Source organism: Amycolatopsis sp. NPDC051371 (assembly GCF_040682155.1).
In the GTDB taxonomy this organism is placed as follows: Bacteria; Actinomycetota; Actinomycetes; order Mycobacteriales; family Pseudonocardiaceae; genus Amycolatopsis.
The window spans coordinates 1-19626 of record NZ_JBFBAG010000066.1; the positions used below are offsets into that span (position 1 = coordinate 1).

Below are 19626 nucleotides of genomic sequence, written 5' to 3' on the forward strand. Positions count from 1 at the left end.
CCGGCACCGGTCCGCCAGCCGCCGACGACCACTTCGCGCGTCTGCGTCAGCGCGCGCTTCGTCCACGACGGCGAACGAGTAGAACACTGTTTCTCACTCACGACCGTCAGTGCTTCGGAGCCGCCGTGGTCCCGGGCGTCGACTTGCGGATGAACCAGGTCCCCGCGAAGGCCAGCAACCCGACCACCCCGGCGACCACGAACGCGGCCCGCAGCCCGGAAGCGTCCGGCCCCGCGGCGGCGCCGGACGCGCTCCACAGCGTTGCCACGCTCACGAACACCGCGGTCCCCAGCGCTCCCGCCACCTGCTGCAGCGTCGACAGGATCGCGCTCCCGTGGGAGTACAGGTGTTCCGGCAGCGCGCCCAGTGACTCGGTGAACAGCGGTGTCATCATCAGCCCGAGCCCGGTCATCAGCAGCACGTGGATCCCGATCACCGCGATCAGCGGCGAGCCCGCCCCCAGTGTCGTGAACAGCCACAGCGACACCGCCATCGCCGCCGCGCCCGGGATCACCAGCGGGCGTGCTCCCACCTTGTCGAACAGCGCACCCACCGGGCGCCCCAGCAGGCCGAGCACCAGGCCGCCGGGCAGGACCGCCAAGCCGCTGACGAACGTGCTCGTGTGCAGCACCGTCTGCAGGTACAGCGGCAGCAGGATCGCCGCCGCGCCGATCAGGCACACGAACAGCAGCGACGTCAGCACCAGCGCCACCACGAAACTCCGGTGCGTGAACGGCCGCAAGTCCAGCAGCGCCCGGTCGCGGCGCTGCAGCCGCAGCTGCCGCCAGGTGAACACCACCAGCGCGACGACACCGACGACGATCGGCACCCACGCCGGCACCAGCGGCTCCGCGCCGCCCTGCTCGCCGGTCGACGACAACCCGTACAGCACCCCGCCGAACCCGATCGCCGACAGCAGCACCGACGGCACGTCCAGCGGCACCCGCCGGGTCTCACTGTCCAGGCGCAGCTGCAGCGCACCGGTCACCAGCGCCGCGATCGACAGCGGCAGCACGATCCAGAACATCCAGCGCCAGCCCAGCGACGAGAGCACCGCGCCACCGATCGTCGGCCCGATCGCGGGCGCCACCGCGATGACGATCGTGATCGTGCCCATCGTCGCGCCGCGCCGCTCCGGCGGCACCAGCCGCATCACCGTCGTCATCAGCAACGGCAGCATCACCGCCGTGCCGCACGCCTGCACCACGCGCCCGGCCATCAGCATCCCGAACCCGGGCGCGAGCGCGCACAGCAACGTGCCGAGGCTGAACGCCGACAACGAGAAGAGGAAGACCTGGCGCGGCGAGAACCGGTCGAGCAGGAACCCGGTCGTCGGGATGACGACGGCCATGGTCAGCAGGAACCCGCTGGTCAGCCACTGCACGGTCGTGGTCGGCACCCGCAAGTCGACGGTCAGGTCACGCAGTGCGACGCTCAGGATCGTCTCGTTGAGGATCATCACGAACGCGGACAGCACGAGGACCCCGATGAGGAGCCCCGGGCGCACCGGAGCGCGATCCAGGTCGGCGGGCGGGGTGGACACGGTGTCGGTCACGGGGTGAAAGTTCTCCTGGTCAGGCGCACGGGCCCGGCGACGGCCGGGGCGGGAGCGTGCTGCCCTTGCAGTGTGCCCGTTTCGGCGCCTTCGTGTCACGGCGGTTTACGCCGTGCGCGCGGTCACACCCGACCCCCTGATGACCCTCCGGAACCGTCCGATATGCTTCAGCGAGTACGGAGTTCCGCAGCGCGCGATTAGCTCAGCGGGAGAGCGCTTCCCTGACACGGAAGAGGTCACTGGTTCAATCCCAGTATCGCGCACCACGAGCCCGGCCCCCGGGGAACTCGTGGAAGTTCGTACGACGGGCGATTAGCTCAGGGGGAGAGCGCTTCGTTCACACCGAAGAGGTCACTGGTTCGATCCCAGTATCGCCCACTCGAATCGGGAGGGTTGTGTTCGCGGAATGCGCGAACATGGCCCTCTCGTTCTGTGTCTTGTGGGGGTCGAACCCCCACACCCCCGCCGGGGGCACGCCCCCGGACCCCCCGCGTGTGGTTGCGTGTCGTGGCGGGCCAGACTTTCGTCCACTTCGGACTTTTTACAGCAAGCGTCGTTGGACTACGTCCGCGATGACTGTCTGGATGAGTTTTTCCAGCTCTGCTGGGTCTGGGAGGGTGTGGCGTTGGCGGCCTGCGAAGAGCAGGTGGCTTGCTCCGATCAAGGACAGGGCCAGGGAATTCGCGTCTGCGTCCGCCGCTATGCGGCCCTGGGCTCGCTCGGCTGTCAGGTAGGCCGACAGCATCTCTCGCGCTTCCGCCAGGAAGGGCAGGCCGTCGGTGCCTGGGCGGCGTAGGCGGGTGCGGAGTTCGTCGCGGAAGAACACCAAGCTCGTCAACGCCACCGAGACCGGGTCGAACAGCTCCGTCAGCGCGTCCACCAGGTTCGCCGTCACCGTGCGGGTTCCCGCCGACGCTTGGAGGATCGCTGCCTGGTCCGTCAGGCGGGCGATGCGGTCCAGGACCAGCTCCGCCAGGAACGCGTCGAAGTCGGCGAAGTGGCGGTGGAGTACGCCCTTCGCGACGTCGGCTTCGGCGGTCACCGCTCGGCTCGTCAGTGCGTTCGGGCCTTCGCGGAGCAGGACCCGCTCGGCGGCGTGGAACAACTGCTGGCGCACGTCGCGCAGGTGGACACCGGTCGGCATGGCCCCATTCTCCGTTACGCCCGGCGCGAACGGCCACGCGGTTGCCCTAGTGGGCAAGTGCCCATTAATGTGGGCGCATGCCCACTCAGCCTCATGAAGCCCGTGCCTTCGCCGAATCCTTCGGGATCGACACCGAACGCTACGACCGCGCCCGGCCGGAGTATCCCGCCGAACTCGTCGCTCGTCTCGTCGCCGCGAGTCCCGGCCCCGACTTCCTCGACGTCGGCTGCGGCACCGGCATCGAGGCGCGGCAGTTCCGTGCTGCGGGCCGCCGGGTGCTCGGCGTCGACCCCGATCCGCGGATGGCCGCCTTCGCGCGGAACACCGGCATCGACGTCGAAGTCGCGAAGTTCGAGGACTGGGACGGGAAAGGCCGGACCTTCGGCGCGGTCGTCGCCGGGCAGGCGTGGCACTGGGTCGACCCCGTCGCCGGCCCGGCGAAGGCGGCCGACGTCCTGCGTCCCGGTGGCCTGCTCGGCCTGTTCGCGCACGTGTTCCAGCCGCCGGACCCGGTCGCGGACGCCCTCGCGGAGGGTATCCGGCGGGTGCTGCCCGGCTCGCCGTTCGCGCAGGAGTCGAGAAGTGCCGCCGAACTCTACGAAGTCATGTTCGCCAAGTTCGCCGACGGCATCCGGGAGTCGGGCCGCTTCGGCGAACCCGAACAGTGGCGGTTCACCTGGGAGCACGCCTACACGCGCGACGAATGGCTGGATCTCCTGCCGACGACCGGCGGCCTGACGCGGCTCGAGCCCGACGCGCTGGCCGACGTCCTTGCCGGTGTCGGCGCGGCGATCGACGCGCTCGGCGGTGGCTTCACCCTGTCGTACACGACGCTGGCGGTTGTCGCGACCAAGCCTTGACAAAAAAAGTTGTCGGTGAGACCTTGGTGACAAGCAAGACAGACCGAAGAACCTTCGGCCCGAACTGGGAGTCGCCATGTCTTTTCAGGCTTACCTCGACAACGCGGAGAAGCAGACCGGCATCACCCCGCGCGCCTTTCTCGACCTCGCGGCGGAGAAGAAGCTCACGAAGCACGGCGAGATCATCACGTGGCTGAAGACCGAGCACGGCCTCGGCCACGGCCACGCGACGGCGATCGCGCGGCTCGTCACCAAGGGTCCCGAGTTCGTCGCCGCGCACCACACCGACGGCGTGCTCCACCTCGACGGCGTGGCCGCCCGGGCGTGACCGGGCGGCCGGGCCCGCTCAGGCGATCGGCCCGAGGTACGTGCCGCCGGAGACGTCGAGGGTGCGGCCGGTGATCCAGCGGCCGCCCGGCCCGGCCAGGAACCCGACGACGTCGGCGACGTCTTCGGGCTCGCCGATCCGGCCCAGCGCGGTTATCGCCGTGAGGCCGGCCGCCGCCTCGGGGATCGCCAGCAGCGGCTCGGTCAGGTCGGTCCGGATCGGCCCGGGCGCGACCGTGTTGACGGTGATCCCACGACGGCCGAGCTCGTTGGCCAGCGTCGGCGCGAGCGCCTCGACGGCGGCTTTGCTGACGGTGTAGGCGATCTGGCTCTGCACCGCGATCCGCGAGGCCATCGAGCCGACCGTCACGACCCGGCCGCCGTCGTTGAGCACCGGCATCAACCGCTGGACCAGCAGCATCGGCGTCTTGACGTTGACGGCCAGCAGCCGGTCCAGCTCCTCCTCGGTCACCTGGCCGGTACCGCTGTGCGAGCCGATGCCCGCGTTGTTCACGAGGATGTCCAGCCCGGCGTCGCCGAACGCCCCGGTGACCGCGTCGGCCAGCCGGTCGACAGCGCCGGCTTCGCCGAACCGGGCGGACACCGGGAAGGCGCGCCCGCCGGCGTCCTCGATCAGCGCGACGGTCTCCTTGGCGGCGATCTCGTTGCCGCCGTGGTGCACGGCGACGACGGCTCCGTCGGCGGCGAGTCGCACAGCGATCGCGCGGCCGATCCCTCGCGAAGCTCCGGTCACCAAGGCGTTTTTCGTCATGTCCGGCTCCTCCGGGTCGGTGCCGGGCCGTGGTGGCCCGGCGACGACTCCGAGGCTCGCGCCCGGCGCTGACCGGACGCGCACCGCGCGCGAACCGCCCGGGGAGCCGGCGGTCAGCGGCGCAGCGCCGCCGCGGGCTCCGGGCTCGCGGGCGCCGGGGCCGCCGGAGTGTGCCGAGGCAGGAAGGCGGCGACGGCCAGCGCGATCAGCGCCGCGGCCGCCCCCATGCCCAGCACGAGCCGGAAACCGTTCTGCGAAGGCAGTTCCACCGGTCCGAACCGGACGGTCAGCCGCGCGAGGATCAGACCGGCGGTGGCGCTCGAGACCGACGTCCCGATCGAGCGCATCAGCGTGTTGAGGCTGTTCGCGGCCGCGGTTTCCGAGACCGGGACAGCGCCCATCACGAGCGAGGGCATCGCGCCGTACGCGAGCCCGATGCCGGCGCCGATGACGCTCGAAACCAGCACCAGGTGCCAGGTCGCGCTCATCAGGAAGATGCCGAGCGCGTACCCGGCGGCGACGACGACCGCGCCGAGCATCAGCGTCGTCTTCGGGCCGCGCGTGGCCGTGATGCGCGCGGACACCGGCGCCAGCGCCATCATGACCAGCCCCGACGGCGCCATCACCAGGCCCACGACCAGCATCGACCGGCCGAGGCCGTACCCGGTGGCGGCCGGCAGCTGCAGGAGCTGGGGCAGCACCAGCGACATCGCGAACATCGCGAACCCGAAGACCGCCGACGCGATGTTCGTCAGCAGCACCTGGCGCCGCGCGCTCGTCCGCAGGTCGACCAACGGCCGCGGGGTGCGCAGCTCCCACCGGCCCCACAGCGCCAGCACCAGCACGGCCGCGGCGACCAGGCCGAGCGTCGCCGCGCTGCCCCAGCCCCAGTCGGCGCCCTTCGAGATCGCCAGCAGCAGGCACACGAGGGCGATCGAAAGCCCAGCCGCGCCGAGGACGTCGAACCGGCCGCCGGTGCGCACCGGCGACTCCGGCACGAGCGCGACGACGAGCGCGGTGACCACCAGGCCCAGGCCGGCCGCGGTCCAGAAAAGCACGTGCCAGTCGGCATTTTCGGCCAGCAGCGCCGCCGCGGGCAGCCCCAGCGCGCCGCCGACGCCGAGGGACGCGCTCATCAGCGCCGTGGCCGAGCCGAGCCGTTCGGCGGGCAGCTCGTCCCGCATGATGCTGATCCCGAGCGGGATGACGCCGGCGGCCAGGCCCTGCAGTGTCCGGCCGGCGACCATCGGCACGAGGGTGTCGGAGAGCGCGCCGATCGCCGACCCCACGACCAGCGCGCCGAGGCTGACGAGCAGCATCCGCCGCTTGCCGTACATGTCGCCGAGCCGCCCCATGGTCGGCGTCGCCACCGCGCCCGCGAGCAGGGTGGCCGTGATGGCCCAGGTGGCGTCGGCCGCGGAGGCGTGCAGCAGCCCGGGCAGCGCGGGGATCAGCGGGATGACCAGCGTCTGCATCAGCGAGACGGTGATGCCCGCGAGGGCGAGGACCGCGACGACGAGGTTCGCGCGGGGCGACGCCTCTCCGGCGGGCGTGGATGGGTCGAGCACGGGGCGGTCCTCCGGATGTCCGAATTAAATCAGTCGCTTGACTTAGCTTAGCAGTCTTCGGTTGACTGATCACGAACTGACGGCCACCACGGAGGAACGATGACGAGCACCGCCGAGATCCCCGAGTTCCCGATGACGCGCGCCGCGGGCTGTCCGTTCGACCCGCCGCCCGCGGCCCGCGCGCTGCAGGGGGAGGCGCCGCTCGCGCGCGTGCGGTTGTGGGACGGCAGCACGCCGTGGCTCGTCACCCGCTACGCCGAGCAGCGGACGCTGCTGGCCGATCCGCGCGTCAGCGCCGACATCACCCGCCCCGGCTACCCGAGCCCGGCGCCGCTGCCCAAGGGTGGCACCGGGATCAGCTTCATCCTGATGGACAACCCGGAGCACGCGCGGCTGCGGAAAATGGTGACCGCGCCGTTCACGATCCGCCGCACGGCCGCGATGCGCCCGGCGGTGCAGAAGATCGTCGACGAGCAGATCGACCGGCTGCTGGCCGGACCGAAGCCGGTCGACCTCGTCGAGGCGTTCGCGCTGCCGGTGCCGTCCCTGGTGATCTGCGAGCTGCTCGGCGTCCCGTACGCCGACCACGACTTCTTCCAGGAGAACAGCAAGCTGATCATCCGGCGGGACGCGAAGCCCGAGGAGCGGGCGGCCGGGCACCAGGCGCTCGTCGGCTACCTCGACCGCCTGATGGGGGAGAAGCTCGAGGCGCCCGCCGACGACCTGCTCTCCGGGCTCGCCACCCGGGTGAACGCGGGGGAGCTGTCGCGCACGGAGGCGGCGCAGATGGGCGTGCTGCTGCTCATCGCCGGCCACGAGACGACGGCGAACATGATCGCGCTCGGCACCCTGGCCCTGCTGGAGCACCCGGACCAGCTGGCGCTGCTGCGGGAGGGCGACGATCCGGCCCTGGTGGCCTCGGCGGTCGAAGAACTGTTGCGCTACCTCAACATCACGCACAACGGCCGCCGCCGCCTCGCGCTGGAGGACATCGAGATCGGCGGCGTGACGATCCGCGCGGGGGAGGGCCTGATCATGGCCAACGACGTCGCCAACCGCGACCCGGCGGTCTTCCCGGACGGCGACCGGCTCGACCTCACCCGCGACGCGCACCGCCACGTCGCCTTCGGCTTCGGTGTCCACCAGTGCCTCGGCCAGCCGCTGGCCCGGCTCGAGCTGCAGGTCGTCTACAGCACGCTGTACCGGCGGATCCCGACACTCGCCCTCGCGACCGACCTCGACCGGGTCCCGTTCAAGCACGACGGGTCGGTGTACGGCGTGTACGAGCTGCTGGTCACCTGGTGAAGCGGGTCAGACGCTCCGCAGCACCGACACGACCACGCCCAGGATCGCCGCCTGGTCGCCGTCGATGACGTCGTAGGCGGGGTTGCGGGGCTCGAGGTAGACGTGGCCGTTGCGGCGCCGGTACACCTTGACCGTCGCCTCCTCGTCGATCATCGCCGCGACGATCTGGCCCGAGTGGGCCTCGGTCTGCTGCTTGACCACGACGATGTCGCCGTCGCAGATCGCGGCGTCGATCATCGAGTCGCCGCGCACGCGCAGGCCGAAGACGGTGCCTCGGCCGGTGAGGTCGCGGGGCAGCTTGAGGACGTCGTCGACGTGCTCGACGGCCGAGATCGGCGTGCCGGCGGCGATGTCGCCGACGACCGGCACCGGGACGGAGTCGCCGTCCTCGCGCGCCTCGCTGCCGTGCAGGAACGCGCGCACGTCCATCGGGCGGGACACGCCCGCACCGCGGCGCAGGAACCCCTTGTCCTCCAGGCTCGCCAGGTGCTTCGACACCGACGACGTCGACTGCAGGCCGACGGCCTCGCCGATCTCGCGGGTGCTGGGGGAGTAGCCGTGGCCGACCACCCAGTCCCGGATGGCCACCAGGATCTTCTGCTGCCGCTCGGGCAGGGCGGAGGCGTCGAGGTGCTCGAACGTGTCGTCGTAGGTGGTCACCGGCGGAATCCTAGAGGCAGGCGCGTCGCGTGGTGCGTCCCGGTCGCCCCGGCGAGTCCCGCTGAACGGAACACCGGGTGACGGTTGGCGTCTTACCAACATGAACTCGGACTTTGCCATCTGTTGACCAACCGTCCACTCCGACGTATGGTCTAGACCACAATTTTCCTTCGCTCGAACCCCTTCCCGACGCGGTGGGCGTGCCCGCCGCGACTTCGTCGTACCCGGCGGCGGGAAGCGAGCCTGTCCCCGAAGGAGTCGGTATGAACCGCAAACTGGTCGCGGCCGCGGCGGGTGCTCTCCTGGCCCCGGTCCTGGTGGTGGTGAGCCCCGCCGGGATCGCGAGCGCCCACGGCTACGTCAACTCCCCGGCGAGCCGCCAGGCGCAGTGCGCGCAGGGCACGGTGTCGTGCGGCGACATCACGTACGAACCCCAGAGCGTCGAGGGGCCGAAGGGCCTGAAGTCCTGCAACGGCGGCAACGAGCAGTTCGCCGAGCTGAACGACAACGGCAAGGGCTGGCAGGCGTCCCCGGTCGGCACGACGGCGACGTTCACGTGGACCTTCACGGCCCGCCACCGCACGACGAACTACGAGTACTGGATCGGCAACGAGAAGGTCGCCGACGTCAGCGGCAACAACGAGCAGCCGCCGGAAACCGTTTCGCACCAGGTGGACCTGAGTGGCCACCCGGGACGCCAGACGGTGCTGGCGGTGTGGAACATCGCGGACACGACGAACGCGTTCTACTCCTGCATCGACCTGCAGGTGGGCTGAGGTTCCGGGCCGCCCGGGAGCGCGCGGCTCCCGGGCGGCCGCCGCCCCTCAGCCGGAACGAGCGGGACGGCGACGGAGGTCCGGCTGTTTCAGCGGCGGGGGTACGTACTCCACGTCGATCGCGCCGAGGTCGGTTCCCGGCGGGACGATCTCGTCGATGCGGTCCAGGAATTCCTCGTCGAGTGCGGTGTCCGCGCCGGCGAGCAGGTCGTCCAGCTGCCGCTCGGTGCGGGGCCCGATGACGGCCGACGTGACCGCGGGGTGCGCGGTGACGAACGCGAGCGCGAGGTGCGGCAGGGAAAGTCCGGCTCGCTCGGCCACCGGGATGAGCGCTTCGACGGCGTCGAGCTTGCGTTCGTCGGTCATGTGCCGCGGCGCCCAGTGCAGCCGGCCCGCCGAGGCCTTCTCCTCGCCGCCCTTGCGCAGGCGCCCGGAAAGCAACCCCATGGCCAGCGGGCTCCACACCAGGACGCCGAGGCCGTAGCGCTCGCAGACCGGCAGGATCTCGCGCTCGATGCCGCGGTTGAGGATCGAGTAGTGCGGCTGTTCGGTGCGGAACCGGGCCAGCCCCCGCCGCTCGGCCGCCCACTGGGCTTCGACGATCTCCGACGCCGGCAGGTTGGAGTGGCCGATGGCGCGGACCTTGCCCGCGCGGAGCAGGTCGGTCAGGGCGCCGAGGGTTTCTTCGACGTCGGTGCCGGGGTCGGGGTGGTGGACCTGGTAGAGGTCGATGTGGTCGACACCGAGGCGGCGCAGTGAGCCTTCGACCGCGGTGACCAGCCAGCGACGGGAACTGCCGCGCCGGTTGGGGTCCGTCCCCATCGGGCCGTTGCCCTTGGTGGCGAGGACGACGTCGTTGCGGCGGCCGCGCAGCGCCTTGCCGACGATCCGCTCGGATTCGCCGTCACCGCCGTAGACGTCGGCGGTGTCGATGACGTTGATGCCGCCGTCGAGCGCGCGGTGGACGATGCGGACGCACTCGCCGGGGTCGGGGTTCCCGTACGGGCCGAACATCATCGTGCCGAGGGTGAAGGTGCTGACCTGGATGCCGGTGCGGCCGAGGGGGCGCAAGTGCACGGGTGTCTCCTGGGACGGGCGGGGGCGCGGCCGGGCCGCACCCCCGCGACGGACGGCGTCAGGCCTGGGCGTACTCGGCGGCGACGTCGACGATCCAGGTGACGCCGAAGCGGTCGGTCAGCATCCCGAAAGCGGGCGCCCACTGGGCGGGACCGAACGCTTCGACGACGGTGGCGCCCTCGGCGAGCCGGTCCCACACCGCGGCGACCTCGTCGACGGTCGCGCCGCGGACGGAAAGGAAGAACGGCTCGGTGGTGATCGTCGTGCCGTTCTCGCGGCGGGTGGTGGGCGCTTCGGGCGCGGCCGGTGCGCCGGCGCCGGGCACGTCGTAGGCCATGACCCGGAAGCCGTTGTCGGCGACGACCTGGCCGAACACCACCTTGCCGGCGTCGGGCGCTTCGGCGGGCATCCCGAAGTCCCCGTAGGTGACGACGGTGGCCTGCCCGCCGAAGACCGACTGGTAGAAGTCCAGGGCCGCGCGGGCCTGGCCGTGGAAGTTCAGGTGGGCGACAGCGTTGAGCGACATGGTGTGCGGGTCCTTCACGAGCGGTCGGCCGCCGGAGGTCTCCGGCGATGCGGCCGACTTTGGCAGCAGTACCGGTCAGGGAATGTCCGCTACTCGTGACAAGGTGGGACTCATGCCGATCGCCTCTTCGACGGCGACGTCCGGTCGCCTGCTGTCGCTCCTTTCCCTGCTGCAGGTTCGCCGGGACTGGCCGGGGGAACAGCTCGCCCGGCGGCTGGGCGTCAGCGAGCGCACGGTCCGCCGGGACGTCGACCGGCTGCGCGAGCTCGGTTATCCCGTCCACGCGGTCAAAGGACCGGACGGTGGCTACCGCCTCGAAGCGGGCAGCCAGGTTCCGCCGCTGTTGTTCGACGAAGAGCAGGCGATCGCCCTGGCCGTCGCGTTGCGGCTCGCGGTCGGGACGGGAGCAGGCATCGAGGAAGCTGCCGCGCGTGCGCTGACCACGGTGCGCCAGGTGCTGCCGGCGAGGCTGCGGCACCGCGTCGACGCCCTCGCGGTCTCCGCGGTCGAGTCGCGAGGCCGTGACGCCCAGGCCGACACCGACGTCCTGCTCGCGCTGAGCGCCGCGGTCCGGGCGGGGGAGGAGGTGCGGTTCGACTACCGGTCGCCGGGGCGGCCGGAGGACACCCGGCCGCCCCGCCGCGTGCAGCCCCACCACCTCGTGGTCCGGGCCGGTCGCTGGTACGTGGTCGGGTGGAGTCCCGAGCGCGAGGACTGGCGGATCTACCGCGCCGACCGGATGACCCCGCGCACGCCGACCGGCCCGCGGTTCGCGCCCCGGGAGGTGCCGGGTGGTGACGTCGCCGCGTTCCTTTCCGCCCGGTTCAAGGGTTCGGAGGCCACCGACGCGTGGCCGTGCCGCGGCGAGGTGATCCTCGATCTCCCGGCGCCGGAGGTCGCGCCCTTCGCCGGGGACGGGGTCGTCGAGGAGCTCGGCCCCGCGAGAACCAGGGTGGTGTCCGGGTCGTGGTCGTGGGCGGCGCTCGCCGCGGCGCTGGCGCGGTTCGACACCGAGGTCGAGGTGATCGGGCCCCCGGCACTCCGGGAGGCCTTCGCCGAGCTGTCGCGCCGGGCCGGCCGCACCGCCGGCGTGCCTCCACCGGCGTGACACGGTCCGGAGGGCTCGCCCGGTGTGCTCAGCGCCGCGCCGCCCGGGCGGCGCCGGACGGCGATCGCACTGGCCTGGACGGCCGCCGACCTAGCCGCGGAGCCGGTGTGAAGGGCAGCGCTGTCCGGGCTCTCGGTGAGACCGCCGCACATGATCAAGCGCCGCGTGCGCCGCCGGTGGGGGAGGGGGAACGGAGCATCCGGGCGGCGAGCTCGGCGTAGGACTCGCCGAGGGTCTCGGGCGAGTCCGCGCCGTCGAGGCGGTACCAGCGCACGAGGTCGATGCCGAGCGACAAGATCGCGCGCACCGCCCGGCCGATGTCGGGCACGTCGAAGACGCCTTCCCGGACTCCGCGTTCCACCGCGGTGTGCACCATCGCGGAGAACTGCTGCCGGAGCTCGAGGATCTCGCCGAGGTGCGCCGCCTCGAGCGCCGCCAGTTCGTACTGGCACACCCTCGCCACGGTGTGGTGGCGAGCGTGCCACGACACGTGTCCGGCCACCAGCTGCCTGACGTGGCGCCGGGTGTCGCCGTCGTCGTGCTGGGCCTTCAGCGTCGCGAGGGCGCGCTCGTGACCGGTCCGGGCGATCTGGAACAGAACGGCCTCTTTCGAGGAGAAGTGCACGTACAGCGAGCCGGGACTGAGGCCGACGACGGCGGTGATGTCGCGGGTGGTGGTGGCGTGAAAACCCTTGCGGGCGAAGCACTGCACCGCCGAGGACAGCAGTGCGCGAGCCACCGGGGAGGTGCCCTCGCCCCAGAACTCGCCAGGGACCGATTCCGGCCCGAGGTGGGTCGTGAGCTCCATCGCGGCCGTCGCCGGGTGTCTCCCGCCGCCGCGGCGCTCTTTCCCTGCCACCGCCGATCTCCTCTCGACTTGACACGTCCCGGTCCCGAGGTCATGGTAACTGGGCGCTCAGTTAGTTGGCGCGAAGACCTGCGGAACCGTCGACGACGACGTGAGGAGAGGTCACGATGGGACGAGGACAACCGGCTGTCGTGCTCGAGGGCTTCTCCTACCTCGAGTGCCCGAGGTGGCACGACGGCCGGCTGTGGGTGTCGGACTTCTACACCGAGAAGGTCGTGGCGATCGACGGCCGCGGCGGCGCCGAGGTCGTCGCCGAGGTCCCCGGACAGCCGTCGGGCCTCGGGTTCCTGCCCGACGGTCGCCTGCTCGTCGTGTCGATGCGCGACCATCGCGTCTTCGTGCGCGACGGGTCGGGGCGGCTGGCGGAGTACGCCGACCTGTCCGGAGTGGTGTCCGGGGTGCTCAACGACATGGTCGTCGACGACCGCGGCCGCGCTTGGGTGGGCAACTTCGGCTTCGACCTCATGGGCGGCGCGCCACTGCGCTACACGACGCTTACCCGCGTCGATGCGGACGGGAGCGTTTCCGTCGCCGCCGAGGACCTCGGGTTCCCCAACGGCATGGTGATCCTGCCCGGCGGTGTGCTGGTGGTCGCCGAGACCTTCGCCGGCCGGTTGACCGCCTTCGACATCGGCGAGGACGGCGAGCTGAGCGGGCGGCGCGTGTGGGCGCAGTTCGGGGAGACGCCGCGGACCGAGGACGTCGGAGAGGCGGTCCAGCGCCTCGAGGTGGCCCCCGACGGCATCTGCGCCGACGCCGAGGGCGCGATCTGGGTGGCCGACGCCGTCCACAACCGCGTCATCCGGGTTCAGGAGGGCGGCCGGATCCTCGACGAGATCGACGCCGGCACCGGGGTCTTCGCCTGCATGCTCGGCGGCGACGACGGGCGAACGCTGTTCCTCTGCGCGGCGCCGTCCTTCGCCGAGCACGAACGCCGTCCGGTCCGCGAGGCCCAGCTTCTCGCGGTCGGTGTCGAGGTTCCGCACGCGGGCCTGCCCTGACCCGGACCGTCGAGTGAAATGGAGGGCCCTCATGGAGGTCTCCTGCGCTTTCCCGACCGCATTGGATTCGCCGGCCGATATCGTCGTGGCCGAAGAGCTGGGCTATACCCGGGCGTGGGTCTACGACACCCCCCAGCAGAGCTCGGACGTGTGGATGACCCTCGCGCTGGCCGCCGAACGGACCGAGCGGATCGGGCTCGCCCCCGGCGTGCTGGTGCCCAGCCTGCGGCACCCGATGGTCAACGCCGCGGCGACCGCCACCCTCGCCGCGCTGGCGCCCGGCCGCGTCGCGGTCTCCTTCGGCACCGGGTTCACCGGCCGTCGCGCCATGGGATACCGCGCGATCACCTGGTCCTACATGGACTCCTACATCCGGGCCTTCCGCGGTCTCCTGCGGGGCGACGTCGTCGAGTGGGAAGGGGCGCGGATGCAGATGCTGCACCCGGCCGGGCACGCCCCCGCCCGGCCCGTCGACGTCCCCGTCCTGATCGGCGCCCTGGGGCCGAAGGGGCACCGGGTGGCCAAAGAGCTCGGCGACGGGCTGTACGTCACGCTGCAGCTGCCCGAGTTCATGAGTGAGTACTCGTGGGTGCCCTATCTCGTGTGGGGCACAGTGCTCGGCCAAAGCGAGCGCACCGACACCGAGCACGCACGCCAGGCCGCCGGACCCGGCTGGGCGCTGGCCTACCACGGCGCCTACGAGTTCGGCGGCTCCTCCGCCGTGCGCGCCTTGCCGGGCGGCACGGAGTGGCTGGAGGTGGTGGAGCGGACGCCGCCCGAGCGGCGGCACCTCGCGGTCCACAGTGGTCACTGCGTGGAGCTGGGGGAGGCCGACCAGGCGGCGTGGAAGGCGGGCGGCCACTCGATGCTGCGGGACGTGACGATGAGCGGTACGCGCGAACAGATCCGAGAGCGGCTGGACGAGGTCGCCGCCCGGGGCGTCACCGAGATCGTGTTCCAGCCCTGCGGGCCCGACGTCCGGGCCGAGCTCGAGAAGTTCCTCGACGCCGCGACGAGGTAGCCGCGGCGGCTGGGACACCGCGACGCCGCCGCATGCGGAAGTCGCACATTCACGTGCGCGTCAAAGGATCGCAGCACAGTAGCGGACCGTGACCCATCTTCGTGGCAATTCACACGAAAGTGTCACTCGTGCCTGGTTGTGGCGTTGCTCTCGGCCTGTGTTTTGCCGATTTCGCCGCGGTGCGCGGCCGCCGGCCCCTAAGCTCCGGCCGTTCTCACCGACCCGAAAGGTGCTCCATGTCCGCTCGCGCACTTCCCCTGCTCGCCGCCGGCGTCGCCCTGCTGATCGCCGGCTGTTCGGGTGGGGGCGACACGTCGGCGGCGCAGGCGTCCTCGAGCACCGCCCCGGCGCCGGCCACGACGTCGGCCTCGGCGGCGCCGGTCACGACCACGCAGGCTGCCCCGTCGACGCGGAAGGCGGCCGACGACGCGGTCGGGCGGTACGAAACCTATCTGCACGCGGTGGGCGGCAAAGACGTCACCACGGCCTGTGAAATCGCCGCGCCCGCCGCCAAGAAGGCGGAGGACGAGGGTTTCGGGCCGTGCGAACAGACGCTTCCGATCAGCTTCGGGATGTTCTCCGCTGCACAGCGGAAAGCACTGCTGGACGCCACAGTGGACCGGTCCCGGATCACCGAGTCCGCGACGAAGGTCGAGATCCCGGCCAAGGCGATCAAGTCGGGCGCCAAGTTCACCTCCGGCGACCTGGGTGACGCCGTTCTGGAGCTGCGCAACGGAAAGTGGTACGTCACGGACTGAGTGCGCCTGTGGCGGTGCCGTCCTTACACGCGCGAGTGGGCCGAACGGTTTAGCGTGGGAATCCGGACGAATCCCCCGTATGCTCCGGATGGCCGAACGTAGGGGGATGACCATCAGCACCGACTTCACGGCGGACCCGGACGCGATCCGGAAGCTCGCCGCGCTCGCCGGCCGGGCCGGTTCCGCGGCCGGGCTCTGGTCGGCGGCCGCCGGCCAGGGCCCCAACGCCGGCGGCGAGGGGGTGCTGATCAACCTCCTCGCCCAGCCGCTCGACCAGTGGCAGGCGCTCTGCCTCGCCAACGACCGCAAGGCCGCATCGCTCGCCGACGCCTACGACATCGCGCTGGTCGCCGTGGCCAAGCTGTACCGCACGACCGATCACGAGGCCGCGGAGAAGGCGGATCGGTCCTATCCGGACGCGCACTCCGAACGGGTCGACGCCGATGACGTCGTCTCCCCGGAAACCGCCGCGGCCTTCACCGACTTCGACAACGCGTCCCTCAACCCCCGGACCCTCGAACCGTATCCGTGGTCGTTCACCCCGAGCGAGGACGCGTTCGGCGGCTGGAACATCGAACTCCAGCGCATCGCGGACAAGATCGCGGGCGGGGCCGCGATCTCCGGGCCGGTGCGCGGGCTGCTGACCAAGATCATCGGGACCGACCTGCTGACGCTCGTCGAGAAGCTGGTGACCGGCGACTGGGACCTGCTGCTGGGGCAGGGCATGCTGTTCGAAGACACCGGGCTCGCGTTCGGCAAGATCAAGCAGAACATCGATCGCGGTCGCCTCGGCATCCAGGAACGCTGGACCGGGCACGCCGGGGAAGCCGCGCGGGCCTGGCTCACCGACTACTCGTACGCCTGCGCCGCCCACGCCAAGTTCTGCACCGAGGCCGGCTGGAAGATCAAGAACTTCGCCCGCGCGGCCTACGACGCCATGCAGGCCCTCGACATCGCGCTCGAGTCCCTGCTGGACGCCGTACTCGGCAAGGTGCTGAAACTCGGGAAAGCCCTCGAACTGGCCCTGCTCGGCATCGTCGGTCTCAGCGACGGCGAGTCCGTGCGTCAGGCGATCGCCGGCATCCTGGCCGAGGTCAGCCCGCTGCGCACCGCCATCGACACGCTCACCGCGCTGGCGCACACGGTCGCGTCGGTGTCCGAACTGGTGGCGGGCAACGGCGAAATCGCCGCCCGGACCTGGCCGGGCGAGCCCTACAAGCATCCGGGGACCTGACATGGACAGCTCACCGTGGCGCGCCGGGCAAGGCCGGCTCGCCCGGCACAACCAGATGGTGCTCCTCGCCCGCGGCGAGGGCGACCTGGCCGACTTCGCCCGCGACGTGCTGGCGGGCCGGGCGAAGCCGGAAGACCTGCTCTACCGCTCGTACCTGAGCGAAAAGACGCTGGAGGCGGCGCACGCGGAAGTCGACGAGTGGCACGCCCTGCCGGAAGACGAACAGCAGGCCGCCATCGCCGGCGCGGAAGCCGGGACCAAGGCGGAGATCGCCGCGCTCGCGGCCCTCGACCTGGCGGAACCGGATCCCGTCGTGGAAGACGACGATCACGACTTCGGCGGCGGGGTCATGAAGTCGTCGTGGTGACGCGAGGACACAGTGAGGGGAAACGGCGGGGATGAACGACACCTGGCACGTGCCCGGGTACGCCGAAGTGGACGTGCTCGGCACCGGCGGTTTCGGGCGGGTCGTGCTGGCCAAGCACGAGGCCTCGGGGAAGATGGCGGCGATCAAGTACCTGCACGCGGACTTCCTCGCCGACGCGCGGATCGTGGACGGGTTCCGGCGGGAGGCGTGGCTGCTGTCCGGCGTGCGGAGCCCGCACGTGGTCCGGCTCTTCGACTTCGTCGAGACGCCGCAGGGCGCCGCGCTGGTCATGGAGGCGGTGCCCGGCGTGTCGCTGCGCGCGCTGCTGGTGGCGGAGAACGTCCTGGCGCCCGAGGCGGCGCTGGCGATCCTGAAGGGCTCGCTGCTCGGCCTGGCCGACGCGCACGCGGCCGGCGTGGTCCACCGGGACTACAAGCCGGGGAACGTGCTGGTGTCGCGGGAGGGCGAGTCGAAGCTGGTCGACTTCGGACTGGCCACTTTGGACGGCCACAACGGACTGACCGCCGGTTCCCCGGCCTACATGGCCCCGGAGCAGTGGGCCGGCCAACCCGGCCTGCCCGCCACCGACGTGTACGCGGCCACGTGCGTGTTCTACCAGTGCGTCACCGGGAACCGGCCGTTCGAGGCGGACACCAGCGAGCAGCTGCGCGCCCTGCACGGAGCGGCGCCGGTGCCGCTGGAGGCGGTGCCCGAGGCGCTGCGCCCGCTGATCGCGCGGGGCATGGCGAAGGACCCGGCGTGGCGACCGGCGACGGCGGACGGCTTCGTGACCGAGCTGGAAGCCGTCGCCCGCAAGGCATACGGGAAGAACTGGGAGAAGCGCGGCTGGAAGCGGCTGGCCACCTCGGCCGCGGCGCTGACGGCGCTGACGCCGTTGGCGCTGCTGACGGCCGCCGGGACGGCCGCCGCACCGGTCGCGGCGGCCGGCGCCGGGGCCGGCGTGACGGCTGCGGGCACCGGAACGGGCGTGACCGCGGCGATGGTGGGCAAGATAGCCGCCGCGGTCGCGATCGTCGGCGGGCTGGTCGCCGGCGGACTGGTGATCTTCTCGCCCGGCGACGACCCGCCCGCCCCACCCGCGGCGCTGTCGGTCGCCGTGCAGACCATGTCGGGGCGGGACCAGACGTTGCCGATCAGCTACGAGCTCCAGTACCCGCAGGTGTCCGGCGGTGCGGACGCCGCGGTCCGGCAACGGATCAACGACGCGTTGCGGGCGCCGATCGACAAGCGGCTGAAGTCGGTGCGGGACGCGGTCGCCCAGCCGGATCTGGTCGAGCGGTTCCGGGAGGCGGGCGAGACGGCCGCGCTGCACTCGTCCGCGCGGATCCTGCTGCAGACACCGGGCCTGCTTTCCGTGCGGTACGACCACGATCTCGACTCGGACACCCTGGGGCACACCACCTGGCGGTTCCCCGAAGCGTTCTCCGTCGACCTCGCCACGGGGCAGGTGCTGGGCCCCCAGGACGTGTTCCGGCCCGAGATCCTGACGGCCGCCGGCATGCGGACGCTGACCCAGCGGCTGGCACCGCACACGAAGAACGGTTTCTGCACCGTGCCCACGGTCGTCGGCTATCCGGAACGGCAGGTCGGCATGGACGCGGCGGAGCGGCCCGGCGGCGGCGACCACGTGCCGGCCGCGACGTTCGGGTTCACCCGGACCGGGGCCGAGTTCGAGATCCTGTGGTACGAGCTCGGCTGCGCCTCGGCGGCCGGGAACGAGCCGGTGGTGCTTCCGTACGACCAGCTCGACGACCTGCTGCAGCCGAAGTTCCTGACAATGGTGGGCAGGACGGCGCCGCCCGCTTCTTCGACACCACCGTCGACGTCGGGGCAGCCCGGTGCCGGGACCACGTACACGAACTCCCGCTTCGGCTTCACCACGCAGGTGCCACCGGGCTACACCGCGTCGTCGTGGGTCCCGGAGAATGGCGAGGGGATGCGGTTCACCGACGCCGGTCTCGGCGCGACGCTGACGGTGTGGGGAACCAATTCGGGAGGTCGCCTGCCGGCGGACGAGCTGGCCCAGCTGGTCGCCTCGGTGGAAGGAAACGGCGGCCGGGTGACCTTCCGCTCCGCCGACGGCGATGGTTACACGGTCTCCGGCTACCAAGGCGACGGCAAGATCTTCTACGAGCACGAGTCCATCGGAGCCGGTTCGACAGCCGGCCTGCGCTGGGTCTACCCGGCCGCGCACAAGGCGGACCTCGACAAGCCCGTCACCGACACGGTGGAGGCCTTCAAGCCCGGCGATCTTTCCCGGCCGCACTGACTTGAAGCACGGCAGGTCAGGATCGAGGCGGTGCCGCCATCGTCGTCGCGGTTCCCCGGCCGAGCGGGCGGTTCACCGCTGACGTGGCGTCGGATGCGGAGGTCGGACAGTCGGATTGCCCGGGTGCACCGGTTCGGCCGGTTCCGGTACGACTTCGTCGTCGGAGACGACTGGCGGATCGCGTGGCTGTGGTCGTCGGCCTGGCAGCGATCTTCGGGCTCGAGCGGGCCGCGGTTTCCGCCTGGTGGGTGCTGCCGGCGGTGGTGGTCGTGGTGTTGCCGTGGAGTCTGTGGCGCGCTCGTCGCCGCGCCTAGTGTCGCGCGTCCGAGGTGCGTTGACGGCTCGGCGGCGAGTGCGAACGTCTTGAATGAGTCATTCAGGTCTTCGGAGGTCCTGAATGACTCATTCA

At 71.5% G+C, this 19626-nt stretch carries 20 protein-coding genes and 2 tRNA genes; 14 read left to right on the plus strand and 8 right to left on the minus strand.

Annotation, left to right across the window (positions count from 1 at the left end; genetic code table 11):
- Positions 1-106: 106 nt before the first annotated feature.
- Complete coding sequence (locus tag AB0M59_RS47815) at positions 107-1555, minus strand: DHA2 family efflux MFS transporter permease subunit (RefSeq protein WP_364629131.1); 1449 nt, start codon at positions 1553-1555, stop codon at positions 107-109.
- 191 nt (positions 1556-1746) lie between these two features.
- Between AB0M59_RS47815 and AB0M59_RS47820 the strand changes: the two genes are divergently transcribed.
- Together AB0M59_RS47820 and AB0M59_RS47825 are read left to right on the plus strand one after the other, a co-directional pair.
- Positions 1747-1821 (plus strand) — tRNA-Val (locus tag AB0M59_RS47820).
- A gap of 40 nt (positions 1822-1861) precedes the next feature.
- Positions 1862-1933: transfer RNA gene (locus tag AB0M59_RS47825), tRNA-Val, on the plus strand.
- Between the two features lie 163 nt (positions 1934-2096).
- Here the strand turns inward: AB0M59_RS47825 and AB0M59_RS47830 are convergent.
- Positions 2097-2699, minus strand: a complete 603-nt coding sequence (locus AB0M59_RS47830; RefSeq protein WP_364629134.1) for a TetR family transcriptional regulator — start codon at positions 2697-2699, stop codon at positions 2097-2099.
- 77 nt (positions 2700-2776) lie between these two features.
- On the opposite strand from AB0M59_RS47830, the gene AB0M59_RS47835 reads away from it, so the two are divergent.
- On the plus strand, positions 2777-3559 hold the full coding sequence (locus AB0M59_RS47835; RefSeq protein ID WP_364629137.1) for a class I SAM-dependent methyltransferase: 783 nt from the start codon (positions 2777-2779) through the stop codon (positions 3557-3559).
- A gap of 76 nt (positions 3560-3635) precedes the next feature.
- Complete coding sequence (locus AB0M59_RS47840; RefSeq protein ID WP_364629140.1) at positions 3636-3887, plus strand: DUF4287 domain-containing protein; 252 nt, start codon at positions 3636-3638, stop codon at positions 3885-3887.
- Between the two features lie 18 nt (positions 3888-3905).
- On the opposite strand, the gene AB0M59_RS47845 is transcribed toward AB0M59_RS47840, so the two are convergent.
- Together AB0M59_RS47845 and AB0M59_RS47850 are read right to left on the minus strand one after the other, a co-directional pair.
- Positions 3906-4658 (minus strand): SDR family oxidoreductase, encoded by a 753-nt coding sequence (locus AB0M59_RS47845; protein WP_364629143.1) that lies wholly within the window; start codon positions 4656-4658, stop codon positions 3906-3908.
- 113 nt (positions 4659-4771) lie between these two features.
- Positions 4772-6226 (minus strand): MFS transporter, encoded by a 1455-nt coding sequence (locus tag AB0M59_RS47850; protein WP_364629146.1) that lies wholly within the window; start codon positions 6224-6226, stop codon positions 4772-4774.
- 99 nt (positions 6227-6325) lie between these two features.
- Between AB0M59_RS47850 and AB0M59_RS47855 the strand changes: the two genes are divergently transcribed.
- Complete coding sequence (locus tag AB0M59_RS47855) at positions 6326-7531, plus strand: cytochrome P450 (protein ID WP_364629149.1); 1206 nt, start codon at positions 6326-6328, stop codon at positions 7529-7531.
- A gap of 6 nt (positions 7532-7537) precedes the next feature.
- Here the strand turns inward: AB0M59_RS47855 and lexA are convergent, their stop codons facing one another.
- Entirely contained in the window at positions 7538-8191 is a 654-nt protein-coding gene (gene lexA / locus AB0M59_RS47860; RefSeq protein ID WP_364629152.1) for a transcriptional repressor LexA, read from the minus strand.
- A 263-nt stretch (positions 8192-8454) separates the two neighbouring features.
- Here lexA and AB0M59_RS47865 point away from each other — a divergent pair, with 263 nt between their 5' ends.
- Positions 8455-8967: a lytic polysaccharide monooxygenase auxiliary activity family 9 protein gene (locus AB0M59_RS47865; protein ID WP_364629155.1), complete on the plus strand. Its 513-nt coding sequence runs from the start codon at positions 8455-8457 to the stop codon at positions 8965-8967.
- A gap of 48 nt (positions 8968-9015) precedes the next feature.
- Here AB0M59_RS47865 and AB0M59_RS47870 read toward each other — a convergent pair whose 3' ends face one another.
- Together AB0M59_RS47870 and AB0M59_RS47875 are read right to left on the minus strand one after the other, a co-directional pair.
- Positions 9016-10044: an aldo/keto reductase gene (locus AB0M59_RS47870; RefSeq protein ID WP_364629158.1), complete on the minus strand. Its 1029-nt coding sequence runs from the start codon at positions 10042-10044 to the stop codon at positions 9016-9018.
- A gap of 58 nt (positions 10045-10102) precedes the next feature.
- Positions 10103-10570: a VOC family protein gene (locus AB0M59_RS47875; RefSeq protein WP_364629160.1), complete on the minus strand. Its 468-nt coding sequence runs from the start codon at positions 10568-10570 to the stop codon at positions 10103-10105.
- 112 nt (positions 10571-10682) lie between these two features.
- Here AB0M59_RS47875 and AB0M59_RS47880 point away from each other — a divergent pair, with 112 nt between their 5' ends.
- Positions 10683-11678 carry a WYL domain-containing protein gene (locus tag AB0M59_RS47880; RefSeq protein ID WP_364629163.1) on the plus strand — a complete coding sequence of 332 codons (996 nt, stop codon included), beginning with the start codon at positions 10683-10685 and terminating at the stop codon, positions 11676-11678.
- A 154-nt stretch (positions 11679-11832) separates the two neighbouring features.
- On the opposite strand, the gene AB0M59_RS47885 is transcribed toward AB0M59_RS47880, so the two are convergent.
- A complete protein-coding gene (locus tag AB0M59_RS47885; protein WP_364629166.1) occupies positions 11833-12537 on the minus strand; it encodes a TetR/AcrR family transcriptional regulator in 705 nt (234 codons plus the stop codon).
- A 116-nt stretch (positions 12538-12653) separates the two neighbouring features.
- Here AB0M59_RS47885 and AB0M59_RS47890 point away from each other — a divergent pair, with 116 nt between their 5' ends.
- The 7 genes from AB0M59_RS47890 to AB0M59_RS47920 all read left to right on the plus strand — a co-directional run bounded on the left by AB0M59_RS47890 (position 12654) and on the right by AB0M59_RS47920 (position 19531).
- On the plus strand, positions 12654-13547 hold the full coding sequence (locus AB0M59_RS47890) for an SMP-30/gluconolactonase/LRE family protein (protein ID WP_364629169.1): 894 nt from the start codon (positions 12654-12656) through the stop codon (positions 13545-13547).
- Between the two features lie 31 nt (positions 13548-13578).
- On the plus strand, positions 13579-14568 hold the full coding sequence (locus AB0M59_RS47895) for an LLM class flavin-dependent oxidoreductase (protein WP_364629172.1): 990 nt from the start codon (positions 13579-13581) through the stop codon (positions 14566-14568).
- Positions 14569-14804: 236 nt separating this feature from the next.
- On the plus strand, positions 14805-15326 hold the full coding sequence (locus AB0M59_RS47900; protein ID WP_364629175.1) for a hypothetical protein: 522 nt from the start codon (positions 14805-14807) through the stop codon (positions 15324-15326).
- A 106-nt stretch (positions 15327-15432) separates the two neighbouring features.
- Positions 15433-16560, plus strand: coding sequence for a hypothetical protein (locus AB0M59_RS47905; RefSeq protein WP_364629178.1), 1128 nt, complete (start codon positions 15433-15435; stop codon positions 16558-16560).
- A gap of 1 nt (position 16561) precedes the next feature.
- A complete protein-coding gene (locus AB0M59_RS47910; RefSeq protein WP_364629181.1) occupies positions 16562-16927 on the plus strand; it encodes a hypothetical protein in 366 nt (121 codons plus the stop codon).
- Between the two features lie 31 nt (positions 16928-16958).
- Positions 16959-19217, plus strand: coding sequence for a protein kinase (locus tag AB0M59_RS47915; RefSeq protein WP_364629184.1), 2259 nt, complete (start codon positions 16959-16961; stop codon positions 19215-19217).
- 182 nt (positions 19218-19399) lie between these two features.
- On the plus strand, positions 19400-19531 hold the full coding sequence (locus AB0M59_RS47920; protein WP_364629187.1) for a hypothetical protein: 132 nt from the start codon (positions 19400-19402) through the stop codon (positions 19529-19531).
- Positions 19532-19626 lie beyond the last annotated feature (95 nt).